Raw genomic sequence first — 16,414 nt, 5'->3', positions numbered from 1 at the left:
TCCAAGATCGCTGTCCCGCTGACCTATTCGCCGCTCTGCTAACCTCACAAAGTCCGTCGGTGTTGCGACGTTGATTAGAACCCACCCCGGAATCACCTGCTCACTTTTCGACCGGAACTGACACTTGCCCCCGCCAAACCGAGAAGTAAGCGGACTGCTCGCGGCAAATTTCGCCATCACTCCTCCGGTCGTGCACGGCCACGGGGCAGTGGATTTTAAGATCGCGCTACACGGCGTTTTGAGTTTGCGCTGGGTTTGATGCCTTATGTGGAATCAAACATCTGAGCTGCGCGGATGCGTCGTCGGTTGTGATGACTCTTGATGGCATTTATGAGACTGGTTTACAAGACGCCGGCGATCGGCGTTCCCGCAGCCGCCGTCTCCACGCGGATCGCCGCATCTCAGTCGCATTAACCTATCGATTTCGAGGTACGAGGATAGCGGCATTTTGTCGCCTTCCCGCCCGAGTCACGCCGCCGCCCGCAACGGCGGCACCGCGTCTCTATCAGCGTCGATGCGATAGCGGACGACGCCTTAGGCGTCGCCGCGATTCTCCGCTGCTGCCTTGTGAATGGCGGACTTGAGTTCGTCGTAGGCGCATTCATACGGACCGAGGGCCTTCAGCGGTCCGAGCCGAATCGTCTTCTGCTCGGGGAGTTTGCTGGTAGGTAGCACATAGAAGGTCCACTGTGCGACATCGAGCGGGTTGATGGCATCGTGGTCGTCACCTTCGAGCAGACAGAATACGTACACGTCGGCGCTTCGCCCCGCACTCTCCGCAAAGGTGTCGGTGCGGGCGTCCCAGCCCGTTGCGGGGCGGACACCGAACACTATCTTTGATAGCTGGGTTTGCTTCCACGTCTGCACGTACGCAGCCGACTTCACCTCGACACCGATATCACCGATGACAAGGTCGTACCGGTCCCATTCCACGCGCTTCGTGTGGTGAATGCCGAGTGCTGTAGCCACGATGTATTCGGCCAGCACGCCGCGGTTGGTGTTAGACAGCAGGTCGCCGTACGCCCACTCCCAGAATCCCTGTTTGTTCAGGCGAGTCATCGTCGAGTCCTCATCGCTTGAGCGGTTCCCTTGCCCAGCACGGTCGTCACTTTGTACCGGTCGATGTCGTCGAGGGCCAGCACCGCTTCGGGTCGGGTGATCCGCTTGATGTCCTCGACCTTCGGCTGCGGCACCAGTAATGCCAGTTCGCGTGCCTCATAAACGTCGATGTTTGTGTGTATCCACTGGTTCTGATCGGTGAGCTCGTGGTCGACGCTCACGAACCAGTTCGCCATGAAATCCTGCAGGTGCGGGATGAGAGTCCAGACCTTGCGCCGGGCGAGTGCCGACCGCGCATCAGGCCGGGTGAATGCGAGCCAGATGAGTTCTCCACTGTCGGCCTCGGTGAGCTTCCAGAACGCGCGACCATTGTTCTTCAGGACATTCGGCGGCCTGGTGGCGGCGATCTCTTGTCCGATCTCGCGGGCCAGACTCCGGTAGTCGGGCAGCGTGTCGGTCCAGTTGGGCGCGCGGTCGAAGTAGTCGTGTGGCCGCTTGCCACCAACGTCGTCCATCAATCGCGTCCCCTCACTGCGGCGGAACCACTGCGCCCGGCCTCGCTCCGTTCACGACACCCCGTTCCCCGGTTGCCTCCAAAACCCCTCAGCATCGTATGCGGCAGATGTCTTTGGCCATTTCGAAAGCGAGGATCGTTTCTGAGACGGAACGTGAGGCAGTTATGACAGTCGTCAGAGCGACGACAGGCGGCGGTGGGGCACTCGGTCGCCGTCTCTTACACGCACGTTCAACGCTCGCAGCCTATTCAGGCCGATTGGCGCTTGGCCATTTGTACCGACTGCGCCTGCCTGCTCGGCGGCGAACGCAAACGGACCGTTGTAGACCACCTCATGGTTCGCGTCGGACCTGCGCGACAGTCTTAGAACGATCAGCGCGTCAGCAACCCGATGCCTACAAACGCCGGTTGCTTAATGAGTTTAAAGCCTCATAGCTCACCCGCCTGATGCCCGGTAGCAGTGCCATCGTCGTGCTCACCCGGTGGGCTGAGGACGACATCGCGGGATCACTGCTCGCCGAGCCCGATAGCCGCTGGCGGTCGGTCAACATTCCCGCCATCAGCACCAGCGGTGTCCCGGATGCGTTGCAGCGCAACACGTCGGGCACCGCGCTCACGTCGGCCAACGGGTTCACCCTCGAACGGTTCCGGGGCATCAAGGCTGAGGTCGGTTCGCGGGAGTGGGCGGCGATGTACCTCGGCGTGCCATCCAGCCCCGAGGGCGGGCTGAGCAAACGCGAGTGGATCGACGGGCACCGGCTGATCACCGCCTCCCGCCGTCCCACGCTGACCGTCGTCGGCGTCGACCCCGCCGACAGCGGCGAGGGTGACGAGACCGGCATCGTGGCCGGGCAGGTGGGCCGCGACGGCCGCATCGCGTTGACTCACGACGTCTCGGCCCGCATGACGTCGGACACCTGGGCGACCAAGGCCGTCGAGCTGGCCGACGCCATCGGTGCCTCGCGAATCGTGGTCGAGGGCTACAGCGCCGCCACCACCTACAAGCGACTTCTACGCGAGGCCGTCGATCGCCACGGCGCCGGCCACACGATCAGCGTGAGCACGTGGCCGCCACCGGGCACCCCGCGCCGCGGGGACGCCCTGGCCCGCTCTCAGGGGCTCATTGCGGCGCTGGAGACCGGGCGGTGCCGCATCGCGGGCCAGCTGCCGCACCTGGAAGCTGACATGCTCAGCTGGGAAGCCGGTCAGCACCAACCCCACTCGGTGGCCGCCGCGGTCATCACCTACGAGACCCTGGCCTCGGCCGCTGGTGCCGTGATTACCATCGCCGCACCGACGGGCCGCCTCGCGCAGCACGGTGCAACGACCCTGCCCGCCGCCGTCGGCGGGCAGGTGCTGCCGTTCAACCCCCTTGCGCGCCGCATCACCCGTTGAAACGACCCGGTGCCCGCCGACATGGCTGGGCGGATTAAGCATCAACGTACGTGGTGGTTGTTGGCGAGTCGGGCGGCGGAAGCGCTTCGCTTGCTGCTGTCTTGAGGAACTGTCGTATGGCGCTGATGGTCTCGGGTACGTCGGTCCCGAGGTCAAGCTGGTGCACTCCGTATCTGATCACGCCGTCCACGGCGATGCTCACATGATCGAAAATGGTCAGCGCATTGGGGTCCGGCTTGCCCCAAACCTTCCCTAGCGCCCTATCTTCGATGTGCTCGTAGGCATTGCGTATTGCAATCACGGCCGTAGCCCGCGTGGTGATGTCCGACGGCACGGCGGTCGTGACGCCGATGTCCGTTCCTGCTTTAGTGCACATGTCGATCGCTCGGCTCAGCGAGACCACCGCCAGTTCGGTCGCGCCAACTAGCTCGAATAGAGCACGTCGCACCGCGGGCGCGCCCTCAGGATCGCTCTGTCGGAGTTCCTCAACCCGCATGAACAGCGTCTGAGCCAAGTCGAGTCGCCGTGCGGCGGACAGCAAATACCGCGGCCTGTCGTCGGTCAGTTGCGGTGCGATCTTTAGCCACGTCCACAGAACAGGGCTGATGGGTGCATAGCCGAGGACGCCTTGGGATTCGAACTCGTCGACGGCGTCGATCTCAAGCGTCGGGTGCACCTCGATTTTGTCGCCTGGGCGGACGTGGACACGACGCCCGTCATCGACCTCCCCGTGGCGGAGGGTTCTGGCGACGACCATTCCCGGTTCCCGGCTTGTCTCGACAATGCGTTGCGGCAGCAGGTAGCCGTCATCGCCTTCGAGTGTCAGGTGGTGAGTGATGTGTGATAGGTGCTCCATGACGATCAACTCGTCGCCATCGTCGATGCGCACCCGTTCAGGTTCCTGGTCGTCATCGCACGGGTCGACCGCGCGGACATAGACCTTCTTCCCAACCCGCTCGTACAGCACCACGCGTTCTGGGGTGTCGCTGCCCTCGCGGGCCACCGATTCCAGATAGACAGGCTTCGTCGGTTCGACATCGCTCACGCCACTCATTCAATCCGCTTGCTCCGCGTTACGGTTCCCGACTGGCGGCCTCAGGCGGCGGATAAGGCTCGCCCGTCAACCCATTCATTTGAAGGTGCCCGCCGAAATCGTACGTCTGCACTCCGACGCGCCACGGCCTCTCGCTGTGGGTGACTCGACGTCCACTTCTTTAGCCGGTTCGAGCGCCGCGTCGGTGCGCCAACCCGGTGGCGTCGGTGGACGGTCCTACAGTGCCACTCATGGCTCAGCCTGAGACGATCCAACAGGACCTCGCCGACTTCATCGCGTACCGCCACAACCTTCTCAAGGGTGACGAGAAAGGCGAGGCGCAGGTCTTCCTGGACCGCCTGTTCAAGGCGTTCGGCCATGGCGGGGTGCGCGAGGCGGGGGCGACCCTGGAGGCGCGCGTGCGGAAAGCCGAGTCGAAGGGGACATCGTTTGCCGACCTCCTTTGGGAGTCGCGCTGCATCATCGAAATGAAGAAGGCCGGGACCGACCTGTCGAAGCACTTCCGGCAGGCCTTCCAGTACTGGATCCAGGTCGTCCCGCACCGCCCGAACTACGTGGTGCTGTGCAACTTCGACGAATTCTGGGTGTACGACTTCGATCTCCAGCTCGACGCCCCCATGGACGTGCTGAAGCTGGACGACCTCGTCAGCCGCAGAGAAGTGCTTGCGTTCCTGCTGCCGGAGCCGGAGCCGCCGCTGTTCGGCAACGACCTCGTTCAGGTCACGCGCGAGGCGGCGGCCCAGGTGTCCAGCGTGTTCCGCTCCATGAAGGAGCGCGGCGTCCCTCGGCTCGATGCTCAGCACTTCGTCCTCCAGTCGGTCGTGGCGATGTTCGCCGAGGACATCGGGTTGCTCCCCGAGAAGTTCTTCACCCGTGTCGTCGAAGAGTCCAAGTCGGGCCGCGAGGCCTACGACCTGCTCGGTTCGCTCTTTCGGGAGATGAACGAGCCGGGCCGGACGAAGGGTGGCCAGTTCGCCGGGACGCCGTACTTCAACGGCGGCCTTTTCGAGAACATCACGCCGATTGAAATGAACAGGGATGAGCTCAACGCGATCCGCTGGGCGTGCACGACTAACTGGGCGGCCGTCCGCCCCGAAATCTTCGGCACGCTGTTCGAGACCTCGATGGACAAGGACGAGCGCCACGCCTACGGTGCCCATTTCACGTCGCAGGCCGATATTGCTCGCGTGGTCATTCCCTGCATAGTTGACCCCTGGCTAGAGCGAATCGAAGCCGCGAAGACGATCGGTGATCTTGAACAGATCCAGCTCGCGATGGCCAGCTATCGAGTGCTCGATCCGGCGTGCGGATCGGGCAACTTCCTCTACGTGGCCTATCGCGAAATGCGCCGTCTGGAGGTCGAGGTCAAGAACCGGATTCTGGCGCGCCGCAAGGTGAAATCAGGTCAGGCGACGATCTCCTACGTAACGCCGGATCACTTCATGGGGTTCGACAACAACGCCTTCGCCGTCGAGGTGGCCAAGGTCACCATGATGATGGCGAAGAAGCTCGCCGCCGACGAGCTCGAGGAGTACATCGAAGCGCTCCCGCTGGACAACCTCGACGAGTCGATTCAATGCCGCGATGCACTCTTCGCCGAATGGCCGAATGCCGACGTCATCATCGGCAACCCTCCATATCTGGGCCGGCGGAAAATGGCCGCCGAACTGGGCGCCGATTACGTTTCGCAGCTGGACGACAAGTATCCGAGCCCAGGGGTCAGCGATTTCGTTACGTACTGGTTCCCTCTCGCGCACAGGGCACTTCCCGACAGCGGCCGGGCAGGGTTCGTCGCAACGCAGGCGGTTCGCGATGGCGATTCGCGAAAGGCCTCACTCGATTACGTCGTCAAGAACGACGGGGTGATCTTCGAAGCGATTTCAGTCATGCCGTGGTCGGGTGACGCCGTGGTCCACGTATCCATCATCAACTGGGTCAAGGGCTCGAGCCATGCACCGGCGAAGAAGGTCCTATGGCTCAACAACGGACAGCTCCGCCTGGAAGTCGATGACATCGCTGCCAGCCTGAGGCCGGTCACCGACGTCGGCACGGCGGCCTCGCTGCCACAGAACAAAGCACCGAAGCGCATCTTCCAGGGCCAGACGACGGGCAAGATCGCCGCGTTCCGCCTGACCAAAGACGAGGCCGCAGAACTGACTGCCAGGGATCCCGGCTCAGCGGCGTTTGTTCATCCCGTCCTCGGTGGGAAGGTTCTACTCCACTCACTTAACCCTGAGCACCTCGTAATCGACCTACCGCACGACGACGCTCTGAAGGTCAAGGTTGCAGCCCCAGGCGCGCTGGCAAGGCTGCGGGGTCTGGTGCTGCCCGACCGAGAGCTGGCCGCGGAGAAGGAGGCCACTGCGAATGCTGCGATCCTGAAACGCAATTCAAAGGCACAGGTGCGATGGCATAACAAGAACTTCCTAAACAAGTGGTGGCAGCACTCGTACCGGCGCGACGACATGATCGAAGCGTTCGCCCACTTGGACCGGTACATCGCCACTTCTCGCGTGGCCGCCGAGCAGCGAATCTCGGTCTTCCAGTTCGTCGACACAACGATCCGGCCCGACGATTCGATGACCGTCATCGCGTTAGATGACGACTACTCTCTCGGCGTGTTGTCGTCGGCACTCCATAGGGCGTGGTTCGAGGAACGCTGCTCGAAGCTGAAATCCGACCTTCGTTACACGTCGACCACGGTGTGGGACTCGTTCCCATGGCCGACGTCCCCAGGCGCCGCCGCGGTAGCCGAGGTCGCTCAGGCGATGGCCGCCATCACCGAGTACCGAGCGGCCCGGCTCACCGAGGGCATCAGCCTGGGGGATCAATACGACGCCCTGCGGACGCCGGGGAAGTCCGACCTGCGTGCTTTGCACGAACGCCTCGATGCGGCGGTGATCGCTGCTTACGGATTCAACCCCGAGGAAGACCTCCTCGCTCAGCTGCTCGCCCTCAACCTCGCCGCCGCGTCGGACCCGGAGGTCGCAACCGCACCAGGTGGAGGCGGCCGACCCGAGGCGTACACCACCACCTACCGGCTTACCGCAAACCCGTAAGAGCGCCCCGCGCCAACGCGGTCGCGATTCCGTCCGTCTAGTCACTAGGCCTTGGCCTTCGACCTAGATGTCGTCCCGAAACAAAGTGCATCGGGCACGGCTGCGTTCGTGCGCCATGGGGCGAGCACAGCCCGTCCCGTGGCTTCGCCTGTCGGCGATGGCAGTCACCGATTTACGGATTGGGACGAGCCGACGCTGGTATCGGGGCTGAACTCGGCGCAGACGACGGCGCTGATTCAGCTGACGGGGGTGTAGGCGGGGATGACGCTGAACTCGGGACAGGCGTCGGCGCAGAGGTAGACGCCGGAACTACGGGAGCAAAATGCTCCGTGATGTCTTCGACGCTGCCGCAGGCTGGTCGGTACAGGCGGTCGTATGCCGGACCCCCGCCTTCAATCTCGTTTAGGTCAGCGTCAAACACCGCTCGCTCGGCGTTCAGCACTGCCGCGATCTGGTCCGCGGTCAATCCGTGATCGTGCAGTGCGATCACCGCGTTTCGGTAGTTCATACAGGGCTGCAAACCTGCAAAACGGGTGCTGCCGATGGACGCTCGGCTTGAATCGATGGCCGACACAGCGCTGCCGACCGAGGCCACCAAGGCTACGATCGCGATCCATTGAGCGCGTTTAGTGCGCTTCTCTTGAAGCGCACTCTCGGCCTTAAGGCGCTCGCGTTCAGTGGATGACATCCCAGAAGTCATGCGACATCATCGCACTTGAAGCTTTGCCTCCTACACCTTGGCCTTGGACGTAGACGATGTTCCAAACCGAAACTCCACTAGGTCCAGCCTCAACGGGGTCAGGCTACAACCTGCTGCTCGCCAGGTGCGCTGGGCTGTTTGCGGTTTCGCCGCCGCCATCGTCGGTGGACCGGGTGAGTGCCCGGTGCTACTTCATCGCGGGCCGCTATTGCCCGATAGTTGCCCGGCTGTCTCGGAAACATATTCTGACCTGGTGCTCCCGGCAGGATTCGAACCTGCGACCTTCCGCTTCGGAGACAGACGCTCTATCCCCTGAGCTACGGGACGCGTGCGGATCGTCGCGAGACGATCCAGTGCCGTTGGGCTGGACGGCCTAACGAATCGCGCCGAGCCGGCCACAACGGTCAAACGGATGCGACAGTGGTGTTCTTCAGGCGATGCCGCCAACCCGCCGAATGCCGGATCCTTCCTGTCGTGAACCACGCGTTTTGCGACGACGCTCGAGCGCATCACGGGACGTGAGTGCCACGTCCACCTGACGTCCACCCCTGACGTCGCGGCCCCGCCGTCGCCACCAAATCCCTGACCGCAGAGTCGAACAACAACCGCCATCGACTCCAGTCCGGGATCTGCACGCAGTGACCCAACCCACCGCGCAGGATCAGTCGCGCGTGCTCGCGATCCGGCGGCAGCAGCTCCTGCCACCGAAGCCCCGATCCGAAGTCGCTGCTGAGCCCCTTGCGGCCGTCGGCCTGCTCGAAACCCTCGGTGCGGCGGAACGTCAGCCCCGACCAGTCCTCGCTCTGCGCCAACAGGTCTCGTTCGTGAGCGCCGTACATGATCAGGTTCGCCGGGAAGATGTGGCGCAGTTCCTCGGCGTACACCGGCCCGTAGACCGTGTCGAGCTGACACGACGCCTGCACGACCGCGACGAGGTTGATGCCCAGGCCGCGGCCCTCACCGACGATGCGGCGCAGGCCGGGAATCGGTGCGGTGTTGGGCAGTTCGTCGATCACCATCAGGAGGCGGTGCATCTGCTCGCGTCGCGAGGTCTTCTCCCGCCACCGTCGCACCAGCGAGTCCAGTAGAGTCACCGCCGCGCCGGCGACGGTACCGTCCGCGGGGGCCAGGACGAACAGCGTCGCCTGCGGATCGTCGAGGAAGCGCGGGTCGAACGCCTGGACGAGCTCGGTGGTGTCCGCGTTCATCAGACTGGCCCGCAGCCACGGCGTGATCGCCTTGCGCATCGTGATGGCCACCGAATCACGCTGCCGCGCTTCCATATCCAGGATCCGGGTCATTCCGACGGCGAGCACCTCGAAGCGGTGACAGATCGCGGCGGCCTGCACCCAACCCGGCCTGGCGGCACCGGCGCTGGTGGTGTCGATGTTGTCGACGGCTTTGAGCACCCAGTCCATGCCCTGGTTGTTGCCCATCGGCGACGCCGCGTACAGGAAGGCCGCCAACGGCCCGGCGGCCTGCGACTCCCAGACCCCGCCGTCGGAGACCTGGTCCGCGCCGGAGCCCAGGCCCACCGTGGCCATCTGCATCACGGTCTCGGCCACCGTCAGAGCCTCGTACGGCGTGAAGATGTTCGCCGTCGGGTCGTACACGGTCCGCTCGACGCCGTCGGGACACAGCGGGTCGGTGATGGGCCTCAAGTCGATCAACTGCTTGGGCCCGAACCTGCGTTCCATCACCAGTTGCATCAGATCGTCTTTCGACGAGACGACCACCGTCGGCCCGCCCCACAACACGGCCGCCGGCGCCATCACGCGACGGGTCTTGCCCGTCTCGGTGGGCGCGGTGATCAGCACGTGCGGTGCGGTGCGCGGCATGTACAGCTGTCGGGTGCGGCGACCGCCGGCGCCCTCGACGACGCGCGTCATGAACCCGCAGTACGGGGTTTCGGGTTTCGCGTACACGGCGCGTCTCACCCGCTCAGGACGCGGTGCCGCGGACGGCGTGCGCTTCGCCGCAGCCCCCGGCGCCGAAGTCGCGCCAGGGCACGAAACGGTCCTGCTCCTCGCTGCGAGGACACCAGAAGCCCCACGTCCGCACGTTCGGTCCGGTGAGAACCACTGTCCAGCAGCGCCGTTCGCGTCCCTCGCGGTCGCGGAGAAGTGCGACACGGTGCCTGTGGTCGGCGCGGCGCCGAGCGATCGCGCCGGGGCGGCGCTCCAACACGCCGCACTCGGTGACCTCGCGATACCGGCCGACCAGCACGACCGTGACGAACGCCCACGGGTGGTCGTGCAGGGCCCGGTCGTCGTCGGACTGGACGAACCTGTGTAGGTACAGATTGTGGAATCGATTGTGCGGCAGCAGATACCACCGGTGCAGGTACGCGCCGTCGGCGTTGCGCACCACCTGGTGCGGTCGACCACTCAGCAGGGTCCGCAACCAACCGGACGTATCGGGCTCGCTGACGACGGCGCTCATCGTGGCAGGCTCCCGCCGGTGGTGCCGACAGTCGCCGGCCCGAGCGTCCCGTCGTGATGCTGTCCAGCGATGAGACGGATGCGGTGCCGGCTGGACGCGATGTTCTCGGTTCCGGGGGACCAGCCCGTACACCGGGACGACGCGATCCGAAGCACGGCACCGCATCTCGCGGTGTGGCCCCGTATCGCCGTCACGGACGGCGGGTGATCGGCACCGGCGTGAAACGGATGGGGTCGCACCCGCCCATAATGGCATTAACAAGCAACACCATGCAATAGTGAACATATCGATGTTCGCACGAGGTTGTATCTACGGAGGTCGCCGTGTCGGAACCGAACCGTCTCCGCGCGCTCGACGAGGCCCGCAGCGACGTGGCCTCCGCACGGCGGGCCGCCACCGACGGCGACCGTCACCGCCGGAGTCAGTACGCGTGGTCGGCCGTCGACGCCGCGACGGAGGCCCTGGCCGACCCGACCGCGAGCCGACGCGAGGCCGTCGCTGCCCGACGGCTCCTCGCCGAGGGTCTCGCGCTGGACGAGCCGCCGGGCGCGCACCAACCACGCCGTTACTTCGAGGAACAGACCGCAGGACTGTGCGAGGCGGACCGGAAGTGGGTCGACGACTACCTCGCCGCCCGTCCATCCGAGCTCCCCGGTGACGGTCGGTGCCTCGGCCGCTGACCGACGCATCCCACCTGCGAGGCGTCCACATCGCCGCCTGCAACGGATTCCCACGGCGGAGTCTCGAGCGGAAGTCGCAGGACGTGGAATCCTGGGAGGATGGCCACGGGTGGGGAGATCGCGGGCTACCGCGTCGAACGCGTGCCCGCCGCCGGCGGCACGAGCACCGTGTACCTGGCCCGCAATCCGACGCTTCCGCGTCTCGACGCCCTCAAGGTCCTCGACGCCGAACTCTCCCGCGAACCCGGCTTCCGGGGGAGGTTCAGCCGCGAGGCCGACATCGTCGCGGGCCTCGCCCACCCCGACATCGTGCCTGTGTACAACCACGGCGAAACCGACGACGGCCTGGCTCTGGATCGCCATGCAGTACGTCGCCGGCGCCGTCACCCCGGAGCGAGCGATCCGCATCGTCATCGAGATCGCCGAGGCGCTCGACTGCCCGCACAGCCGCGGTGTGGTGCACCGACACGTCCTCCGACGTCCTGCTCTCGGCTGTCGGCGAACACGTCCTGCTCACCGGCTTCGGCGTCGTCCGCGCCCGCGGGCACATCGAGGCCATTACCGACGACTCAACCCCTAGCGCGACGCGCCCCATCTCTCCAGGGGCGAGCCGAACTGCGGTCATCGCCGGTGCGGGGTTACGGTACGGCGGTGCGATTCGACGGAGAAGAGGCGGCTCATCGAGCCGCCGACGCCAGACAAGGCGCCTACTTCCGCGCCGAACTCGTCGCGCGACGCGATCATCTCCAGGGCACGATCATCAAACGCCGGGCGTTGATCGAGAGGCGCGCGTATGCGGCCAATCTCCGTGCGGATGTCCGCAGCGCGGAGATCGAGATCAGCATTCTGACCCGCATGATTGCGGATTTGGACAGGCGCTTCGCGGCCTATTGGGCCAGCGACGAGCTAGCTCTCTAAGCCGGCCAATTCCCGACGGGAGCCGCGCTCGACGAACAGCGGTACGAAGTCCCGTACCGGTCGACCGTCGAAGCGCGAATGGTTGTGGTGAACCACCGTCGTGACCGTCTCCTGCGGGACGTTCGGATAGCTCGCTGCGAGCCGCTCAACAACCTGCTGGATAGCCGTCCATTCGTTTGACTCGACCATGTATCAATGCTCGCACCACGTTCACGCGGAGGACAACTGTTGTTCGAATTCGTCACACACTCGCTGTAGCTGGTACCCGTCGCTGCAGTCCCCCACGTGAGCAACTCGAGCCAGTGGGCCACCGGCGCCGCAAACAAGTTCCGCGAGGCGGAGCGGACAACCGAGAACCCGACGACGAAGCAGCTAGCGGAAGGGCTCATCCAACTCTGTGAAGCCGTCCGCGACCTCGGCGACGAGGTCGAAAGAGCTGAGAAGCGACTGCGAGCGGACTAGACCTCAATCGGACACGATCACCAACTAGAGGTACTGAATTCGGCCGTCGATTGCCGACGTGGGAAGGCTGGCGCGGATGGCCGGGTTTGACGGCGACTTTAGGGGCAACGAGCACGTCTGGCAGCTCAGTTCGGACATCGTCCGCGTCATCGGCGAACGCCGCGCCGTCAGCGAACACTGTAGGTTCCCCCAATCGACGACACCTTTCAACCTGCTCAAGTGCGACGTTTCAGGATTCCCCCCGAGATGGCACTCGCTGGCTTCCAGTCTTCGTGTCATTTCCTCTAGCCCGAACTTGTTCGACGCTCAAATGTGAACCGCAAGGGTGGCGCCCCGACCGGTCATGAGCCGCTTCCCCGGGAGGTGGGGTACTCCTTCGCTTCGCGCTCAGTAGTCGCCGCCGGCCCAGATGAAGCCTTCTGACATTCCCGGGTCGAAGCAGGAAACCAGGTAGCCGGCCGTGCTGCGGGCGCTCTGGCCACTCTGGGAGGGCAGGCAGGATGACCCGCTCTCGACGGTGCCCACCAAAGGCTCGGTGACCGGCTGCCAGACCTGGTTGTTCATGCTGTCGTCGTATCCGCACACGATGATTCGATCGTCTGCCGGATCGATGGACAACTTGCCGATGTTGTAGCCGCTCGAACCCGCACAGGGCGTACCGATCTTGGACGCCACCACCTTCGTCGTCACCGTCACCGTTGAAGCCGGGGGAGGCTGCGGCGCAACAGAAGTTGTGACAGGAGGCGGCGCTGCTGTCGCGGTCGGGCTGGACGGGGACGATGCTCTGCTCGTTGAGGTAGCGGTCGTGCTGGACTGCGGGCGCTCCCATAGCCGCCACGACAACCCGATTACGCCGAGCAGCAGCAATGCCGCTACGACCGATACGCCGAGAGTTCTCCGCGTGGCAGAGCGAGCAGAGTCGTCTTCGTCTGTCGCACCGACGTTTTCGGTGGAGGGAGGTGTGGCCCGGGGGCGGCGGGCCGGCAGGGCTGGAGTGGTGGGCGCTACAGCACTACGGGTGGTCTTCGAAGAACTGGCGTTGGTCAGAGCACGGGCGAAGTCGACGCATGCGGCGAAGCGGTCATCGGGATTCTTGGCGAGCGCGGTAGCCAGTGTTGAGTCGAGCGAGGCGAGGTCGGGTCGTGTGTCGGCGAGCTCGGGTACAGGTGCGTTGAGGTGGCGACTGATGACAACGGCGGGATTGGAGTGCGGGAACAACTGCGCGCCACTCAACAGGTGGTATGCGGCGGCGGCCAGGGCGTACTGGTCCGCACGCCCGTCGATCGCATCACCCATGAGTTGTTCTGGGGCGGCGAAAGCGACTGTGCCAACGGTCATGTTCGTCGTAGTGATGCCGCCGATGTCGTCGACTGGCCGGGCGATACCGAAATCGGCCAGGTACACACCGGACTCGTCGCCGTCGAGGTCGGCGACGATGATGTTCGCGGGCTTCACGTCCCGGTGCAACAGGCCCTTCCGGTGTGCGTAGTCCAGGGCGCTGGCCACCGAGGTCGTGATCGACTCGACGAGATCAATCGGCATACCCGCGGGATACTTCTGTTCGAGCAGCTGGGCTGCGTCGGTGCCGTCGATGTAGTCCATGGCGATCCAGAGTTGGCCTTCGTGTTCGCCTCGATCGTGGATTCCGACGATATGGGGATGACGCAACCCGGCGGCCAGGTCGGCCTCTCGAATGAACCGCTCCCGGAACGACGTGTCGCTGGATATGCCCGGACGAAGGACCTTGAGTGCCTCACGGCGGGGAAGCCGAGGGTGCTGAACGAGGTACACCTCGCCCATGCCCCCGGACCCCAGCATCCGCAGAACTCGGTACCCGGCGAACGTCTCACCGATCCGCAGTGGCATGGGCGAATGTTAGTTGCTGACAGGGACGGCCGCGGTATTCCCGCAATACGCTTGGTCGTCACTGATAACACGTAGCGTCACGCACATGTCTTCTGCGACAAACGCCGCAGAGGACCTCCGCAGCACGTCCTGAGCCCACGCGTTTGTCCAGCGCCGCAGCCCGGCTCAGCCCTCGTACCCCAACGCCCGTCGCACCGCCGCAACAGACGACCCGTCCGGGTCCGCCGGCGAGCCGGGCAGCGTGAGGTAGCGACCGCCGTCGGCATCGCGGATTGCGATCGCCTCGTCGAGACCCGCGCCGTCGAGAGCCACCGCATCGCTCAGGTAGGTCAACCACCCCACGTCGGCCTGCGGGGTGCGGTGTCCCTGGGCCTTGCTGATCTCGAAGGACGTCAGGGTCAGGTACGTCGGCTCCCAGGTCTGGACGAGCGCGGCGCAGATCGCCTGCAACACCGCGGGTTCAGTGTCGGAGTTGACGTTGAACAGGATGGTGTTCCTTCGTGGCGCGCTGAATCCGGCGCGCACCGCGAACTCGGCTTCGGCGGGCGCGCCGTCGACGGTCTCGAGTCGGCTCTGTCGTCGGAACGACGCGAACACCCCCGGTGCGGATCGGGGCCCCTTGTTCATGAAGGTGGTCTCCGCGACGATCGCCTGCTCGATTCTCTCCACGCTGTCGGGATCGTCGAGCTTCGCGAACGTGGTGTGGTCGGCGCCGTCGGCCGGGTGCCGTACCCCCCACGGGCCGTAGGCGTCGGGCTCGGGCGGGATGCGCTGCCACGTCCTCAGCACGCGCTCCGCGGCCGTGCGCGACGTGTCGGGGCGATCGGTCCACGCCCCTTTGAAGTACAGCACTCTGGATCTCCTAACCCGCCGGTACCGTGACCACGGTAATCAGGTCGTCGTACTGATTGGCCGCGATGATCCGCTCGATCGCCTCGGCGAAGCGCGGTTCGGCCACCCGCCACTCGACGGGGACGCCTCCCGCTGCCAGCGCCGCGTCGTACTGCAGCTCCAGTTGCCGCGGTATCGACACGGCGACGTTCAGATTCGGTTTCAGGTTGCCGTCGGCGCCGACCATCCAGTCGTAGCCCGGCCCCTTCGCCTCGATCAGCAGGCCGGCCGCACCGGATCCGGGGTCGAACCCGTCGAAGTCGGTGTAGCCGGGTTCGCCGTCACCGCGGGGCAGTTCGTACTCCATGCCGTCCGGTGATCCGCTGACCCGAGACTCGTAAGCGCGCGATCGCTCGGAGCCGCCGCGCCGTTCCGCGGTCCATGTGCCGGGGCCACCGGTCAGCTCGTTGGGGATGACCGCCTTCTCGGCGATGAGCGGGCACGGAACGACAGGGTCCCCGATGTCGGTGACGGCGCCGGTCGCCGAGCCGAGGTACACCAGCATGGCGTCCACGGCGCGGGTCTGCAGCCTGGACAGCTCCGCGGCGGCCTCCTCGACGCCGCCGGCGTTGAACCCGAACATCTTGCGGTTGAGGTCGATCTGGTGGCGTAGTTCGTTCTTCGCGTGGTCGAACTCCGCCGGCCTCGGGCAGTTGTCGACGGCGGTGTCGAACGCGTCCGCCACCCCGTCGGCGCCCGTCGAGAGGCGGGCGGCCCACTTGGCCATCGACTGCAGCCACTTCCCGTGCGTGCGAACGTTCTTCGCGGCGTTGTGCTCACCGTCGAACCAGTCACGGTCGATTCGGTCCCCGATGGACCGGACGTCGTCGCCGAGCTCCTCGAGCTCGAACCCGTGATCGAGCCAGTCCCTCGACAGGTTGCGCACCGAGTTCGAGCCCGGCCCGGAGTCGAGTTCCTCGGCGAACTGCTCCCCGGTCAGCGGCGGAACGCCGGTGTTCGGCTGCGGAATGCTCGGAATCCGGTAGCCGCCGGGCTTAGGAGGCAGATAGGGCATGCCGGGAACGCCGGTGGTGCTTTGCGGGAGCTTCGCGTCGTGCGTGACCGTGACGCGGTCGAACATGAGGGCGTTGTTCCGGTCGAGGACGGTGAACATCGCCGCGGTGGACTCGACGACGGCCCCGCCGTGCTCGCGGACCCGTTGCGCGTAGTCCAGCATCTCGCTGATCGCCTCCTCGTGCCGGATGAGCAGGAAGGCGACGTCCATCGAGATGGGATCGCCCGCCGGCGCCGCACAACCCGTCCGCTTGATCCTGTCGCCCGCGGCCGCGAGCTGCCGGCCGTCGGCCGTCAGGCCCTCGGTGTCGACCTCGATCCGTCCGGTCATCGCACCGTCGAACCCCGCCGCACCACCCG

The 16,414-nt window shown here is 65.3% G+C and carries 15 protein-coding genes and 1 tRNA gene; 5 read left to right on the top strand and 11 right to left on the bottom strand.

Going from position 1 to position 16,414, the window contains the following annotated elements; all coding sequences use genetic code 11:
* Positions 1-534: 534 nt before the first annotated feature.
* From NM203_RS32685 to NM203_RS33575, 3 genes are all read right to left on the bottom strand, one after another.
* Positions 535-1,059, bottom strand: a complete 525-nt coding sequence (locus tag NM203_RS32685; protein ID WP_255065229.1) for a hypothetical protein — start codon at positions 1,057-1,059, stop codon at positions 535-537.
* On the bottom strand, positions 1,056-1,574 hold the full coding sequence (locus tag NM203_RS32680) for a hypothetical protein (protein WP_255065225.1): 519 nt from the start codon (positions 1,572-1,574) through the stop codon (positions 1,056-1,058). The genes NM203_RS32685 and NM203_RS32680 overlap by 4 nt, the downstream gene beginning before the upstream one ends.
* A 174-nt stretch (positions 1,575-1,748) precedes the next feature.
* Positions 1,749-1,934, bottom strand: a complete 186-nt coding sequence (locus NM203_RS33575; protein WP_408633456.1) for a DUF6998 domain-containing protein — start codon at positions 1,932-1,934, stop codon at positions 1,749-1,751.
* 86 nt (positions 1,935-2,020) lie between these two features.
* On the opposite strand from NM203_RS33575, the gene NM203_RS32675 reads away from it, so the two are divergent.
* Entirely contained in the window at positions 2,021-2,968 is a 948-nt protein-coding gene (locus tag NM203_RS32675) for a hypothetical protein (RefSeq protein WP_255065224.1), read from the top strand.
* A gap of 34 nt (positions 2,969-3,002) precedes the next feature.
* Here the strand turns inward: NM203_RS32675 and NM203_RS32670 are convergent, their stop codons facing one another.
* Entirely contained in the window at positions 3,003-4,022 is a 1,020-nt protein-coding gene (locus NM203_RS32670) for a light-mediated development protein DET1 (protein ID WP_408633455.1), read from the bottom strand.
* Between the two features lie 230 nt (positions 4,023-4,252).
* Here NM203_RS32670 and NM203_RS32665 point away from each other — a divergent pair, with 230 nt between their 5' ends.
* Complete coding sequence (locus NM203_RS32665; RefSeq protein WP_255065221.1) at positions 4,253-7,081, top strand: class I SAM-dependent DNA methyltransferase; 2,829 nt, start codon at positions 4,253-4,255, stop codon at positions 7,079-7,081.
* A 951-nt stretch (positions 7,082-8,032) separates the two neighbouring features.
* On the opposite strand, the gene NM203_RS32660 is transcribed toward NM203_RS32665, so the two are convergent.
* The 3 genes from NM203_RS32660 to NM203_RS32650 form a co-directional block, all read right to left on the bottom strand.
* A tRNA-Arg gene (locus NM203_RS32660) sits at positions 8,033-8,109 on the bottom strand.
* A 181-nt stretch (positions 8,110-8,290) separates the two neighbouring features.
* Positions 8,291-9,718 carry a type IV secretory system conjugative DNA transfer family protein gene (locus NM203_RS32655; RefSeq protein WP_255065220.1) on the bottom strand — a complete coding sequence of 476 codons (1,428 nt, stop codon included), beginning with the start codon at positions 9,716-9,718 and terminating at the stop codon, positions 8,291-8,293.
* 4 nt (positions 9,719-9,722) lie between these two features.
* Complete coding sequence (locus tag NM203_RS32650; RefSeq protein WP_255065219.1) at positions 9,723-10,223, bottom strand: hypothetical protein; 501 nt, start codon at positions 10,221-10,223, stop codon at positions 9,723-9,725.
* A gap of 323 nt (positions 10,224-10,546) precedes the next feature.
* Here NM203_RS32650 and NM203_RS32645 point away from each other — a divergent pair, with 323 nt between their 5' ends.
* A complete protein-coding gene (locus NM203_RS32645; protein WP_255065218.1) occupies positions 10,547-10,903 on the top strand; it encodes a hypothetical protein in 357 nt (118 codons plus the stop codon).
* Between the two features lie 651 nt (positions 10,904-11,554).
* Entirely contained in the window at positions 11,555-11,821 is a 267-nt protein-coding gene (locus NM203_RS32640; protein ID WP_255065217.1) for a hypothetical protein, read from the top strand.
* On the opposite strand, the gene NM203_RS32635 is transcribed toward NM203_RS32640, so the two are convergent.
* Positions 11,810-12,010, bottom strand: a complete 201-nt coding sequence (locus tag NM203_RS32635) for a three-helix bundle dimerization domain-containing protein (RefSeq protein ID WP_255065216.1) — start codon at positions 12,008-12,010, stop codon at positions 11,810-11,812. The genes NM203_RS32640 and NM203_RS32635 overlap by 12 nt on opposite strands.
* 96 nt (positions 12,011-12,106) lie before the next feature.
* On the opposite strand from NM203_RS32635, the gene NM203_RS32630 reads away from it, so the two are divergent.
* Positions 12,107-12,283, top strand: a complete 177-nt coding sequence (locus NM203_RS32630; RefSeq protein WP_255065215.1) for a hypothetical protein — start codon at positions 12,107-12,109, stop codon at positions 12,281-12,283.
* Between the two features lie 387 nt (positions 12,284-12,670).
* Here NM203_RS32630 and NM203_RS32625 read toward each other — a convergent pair whose 3' ends face one another.
* From NM203_RS32625 to NM203_RS32615, 3 genes are all read right to left on the bottom strand, one after another.
* Positions 12,671-14,149: a serine/threonine-protein kinase gene (locus NM203_RS32625; RefSeq protein ID WP_255065214.1), complete on the bottom strand. Its 1,479-nt coding sequence runs from the start codon at positions 14,147-14,149 to the stop codon at positions 12,671-12,673.
* A gap of 165 nt (positions 14,150-14,314) precedes the next feature.
* On the bottom strand, positions 14,315-15,001 hold the full coding sequence (locus NM203_RS32620; RefSeq protein WP_255065213.1) for a hypothetical protein: 687 nt from the start codon (positions 14,999-15,001) through the stop codon (positions 14,315-14,317).
* A 10-nt stretch (positions 15,002-15,011) separates the two neighbouring features.
* The gene (locus tag NM203_RS32615) at positions 15,012-16,385 is read right to left on the bottom strand and encodes a PPE domain-containing protein (protein WP_255065210.1); all 1,374 of its coding nucleotides are present in this window, start codon (positions 16,383-16,385) and stop codon (positions 15,012-15,014) included.
* Between the last annotated feature and the right edge of the window lie 29 nt (positions 16,386-16,414).

This window comes from Mycolicibacterium arenosum (genome assembly GCF_024320865.1).
Taxonomy (GTDB): domain Bacteria; phylum Actinomycetota; class Actinomycetes; order Mycobacteriales; family Mycobacteriaceae; genus Mycobacterium; species Mycobacterium arenosum.
Note: the sequence above shows the minus strand (reverse complement) of the source record. Positions and strands in the feature narration are given on the sequence as shown.

Bases quoted from the DNA above. Each gene is read 5' to 3' on its own strand.
- NM203_RS32685 (WP_255065229.1), bottom strand. From the start codon at position 1,059: ATGACTCGCCTGAACAAACAGGGATTCTGGGAGTGGGCGTACGGCGAC.
- NM203_RS32680 (WP_255065225.1), bottom strand. From the start codon at position 1,574: ATGGACGACGTTGGTGGCAAGCGGCCACACGACTACTTCGACCGCGCG.
- NM203_RS32675 (WP_255065224.1), top strand. From the start codon at position 2,021: ATGCCCGGTAGCAGTGCCATCGTCGTGCTCACCCGGTGGGCTGAGGAC.
- NM203_RS32670 (WP_408633455.1), bottom strand. From the start codon at position 4,022: ATGAGTGGCGTGAGCGATGTCGAACCGACGAAGCCTGTCTATCTGGAA.
- NM203_RS32665 (WP_255065221.1), top strand. From the start codon at position 4,253: ATGGCTCAGCCTGAGACGATCCAACAGGACCTCGCCGACTTCATCGCG.
- NM203_RS32650 (WP_255065219.1), bottom strand. From the start codon at position 10,223: ATGAGCGCCGTCGTCAGCGAGCCCGATACGTCCGGTTGGTTGCGGACC.
- NM203_RS32635 (WP_255065216.1), bottom strand. From the start codon at position 12,010: ATGGTCGAGTCAAACGAATGGACGGCTATCCAGCAGGTTGTTGAGCGG.
- NM203_RS32625 (WP_255065214.1), bottom strand. From the start codon at position 14,149: ATGCCACTGCGGATCGGTGAGACGTTCGCCGGGTACCGAGTTCTGCGG.
- NM203_RS32615 (WP_255065210.1), bottom strand. From the start codon at position 16,385: ATGACCGGACGGATCGAGGTCGACACCGAGGGCCTGACGGCCGACGGC.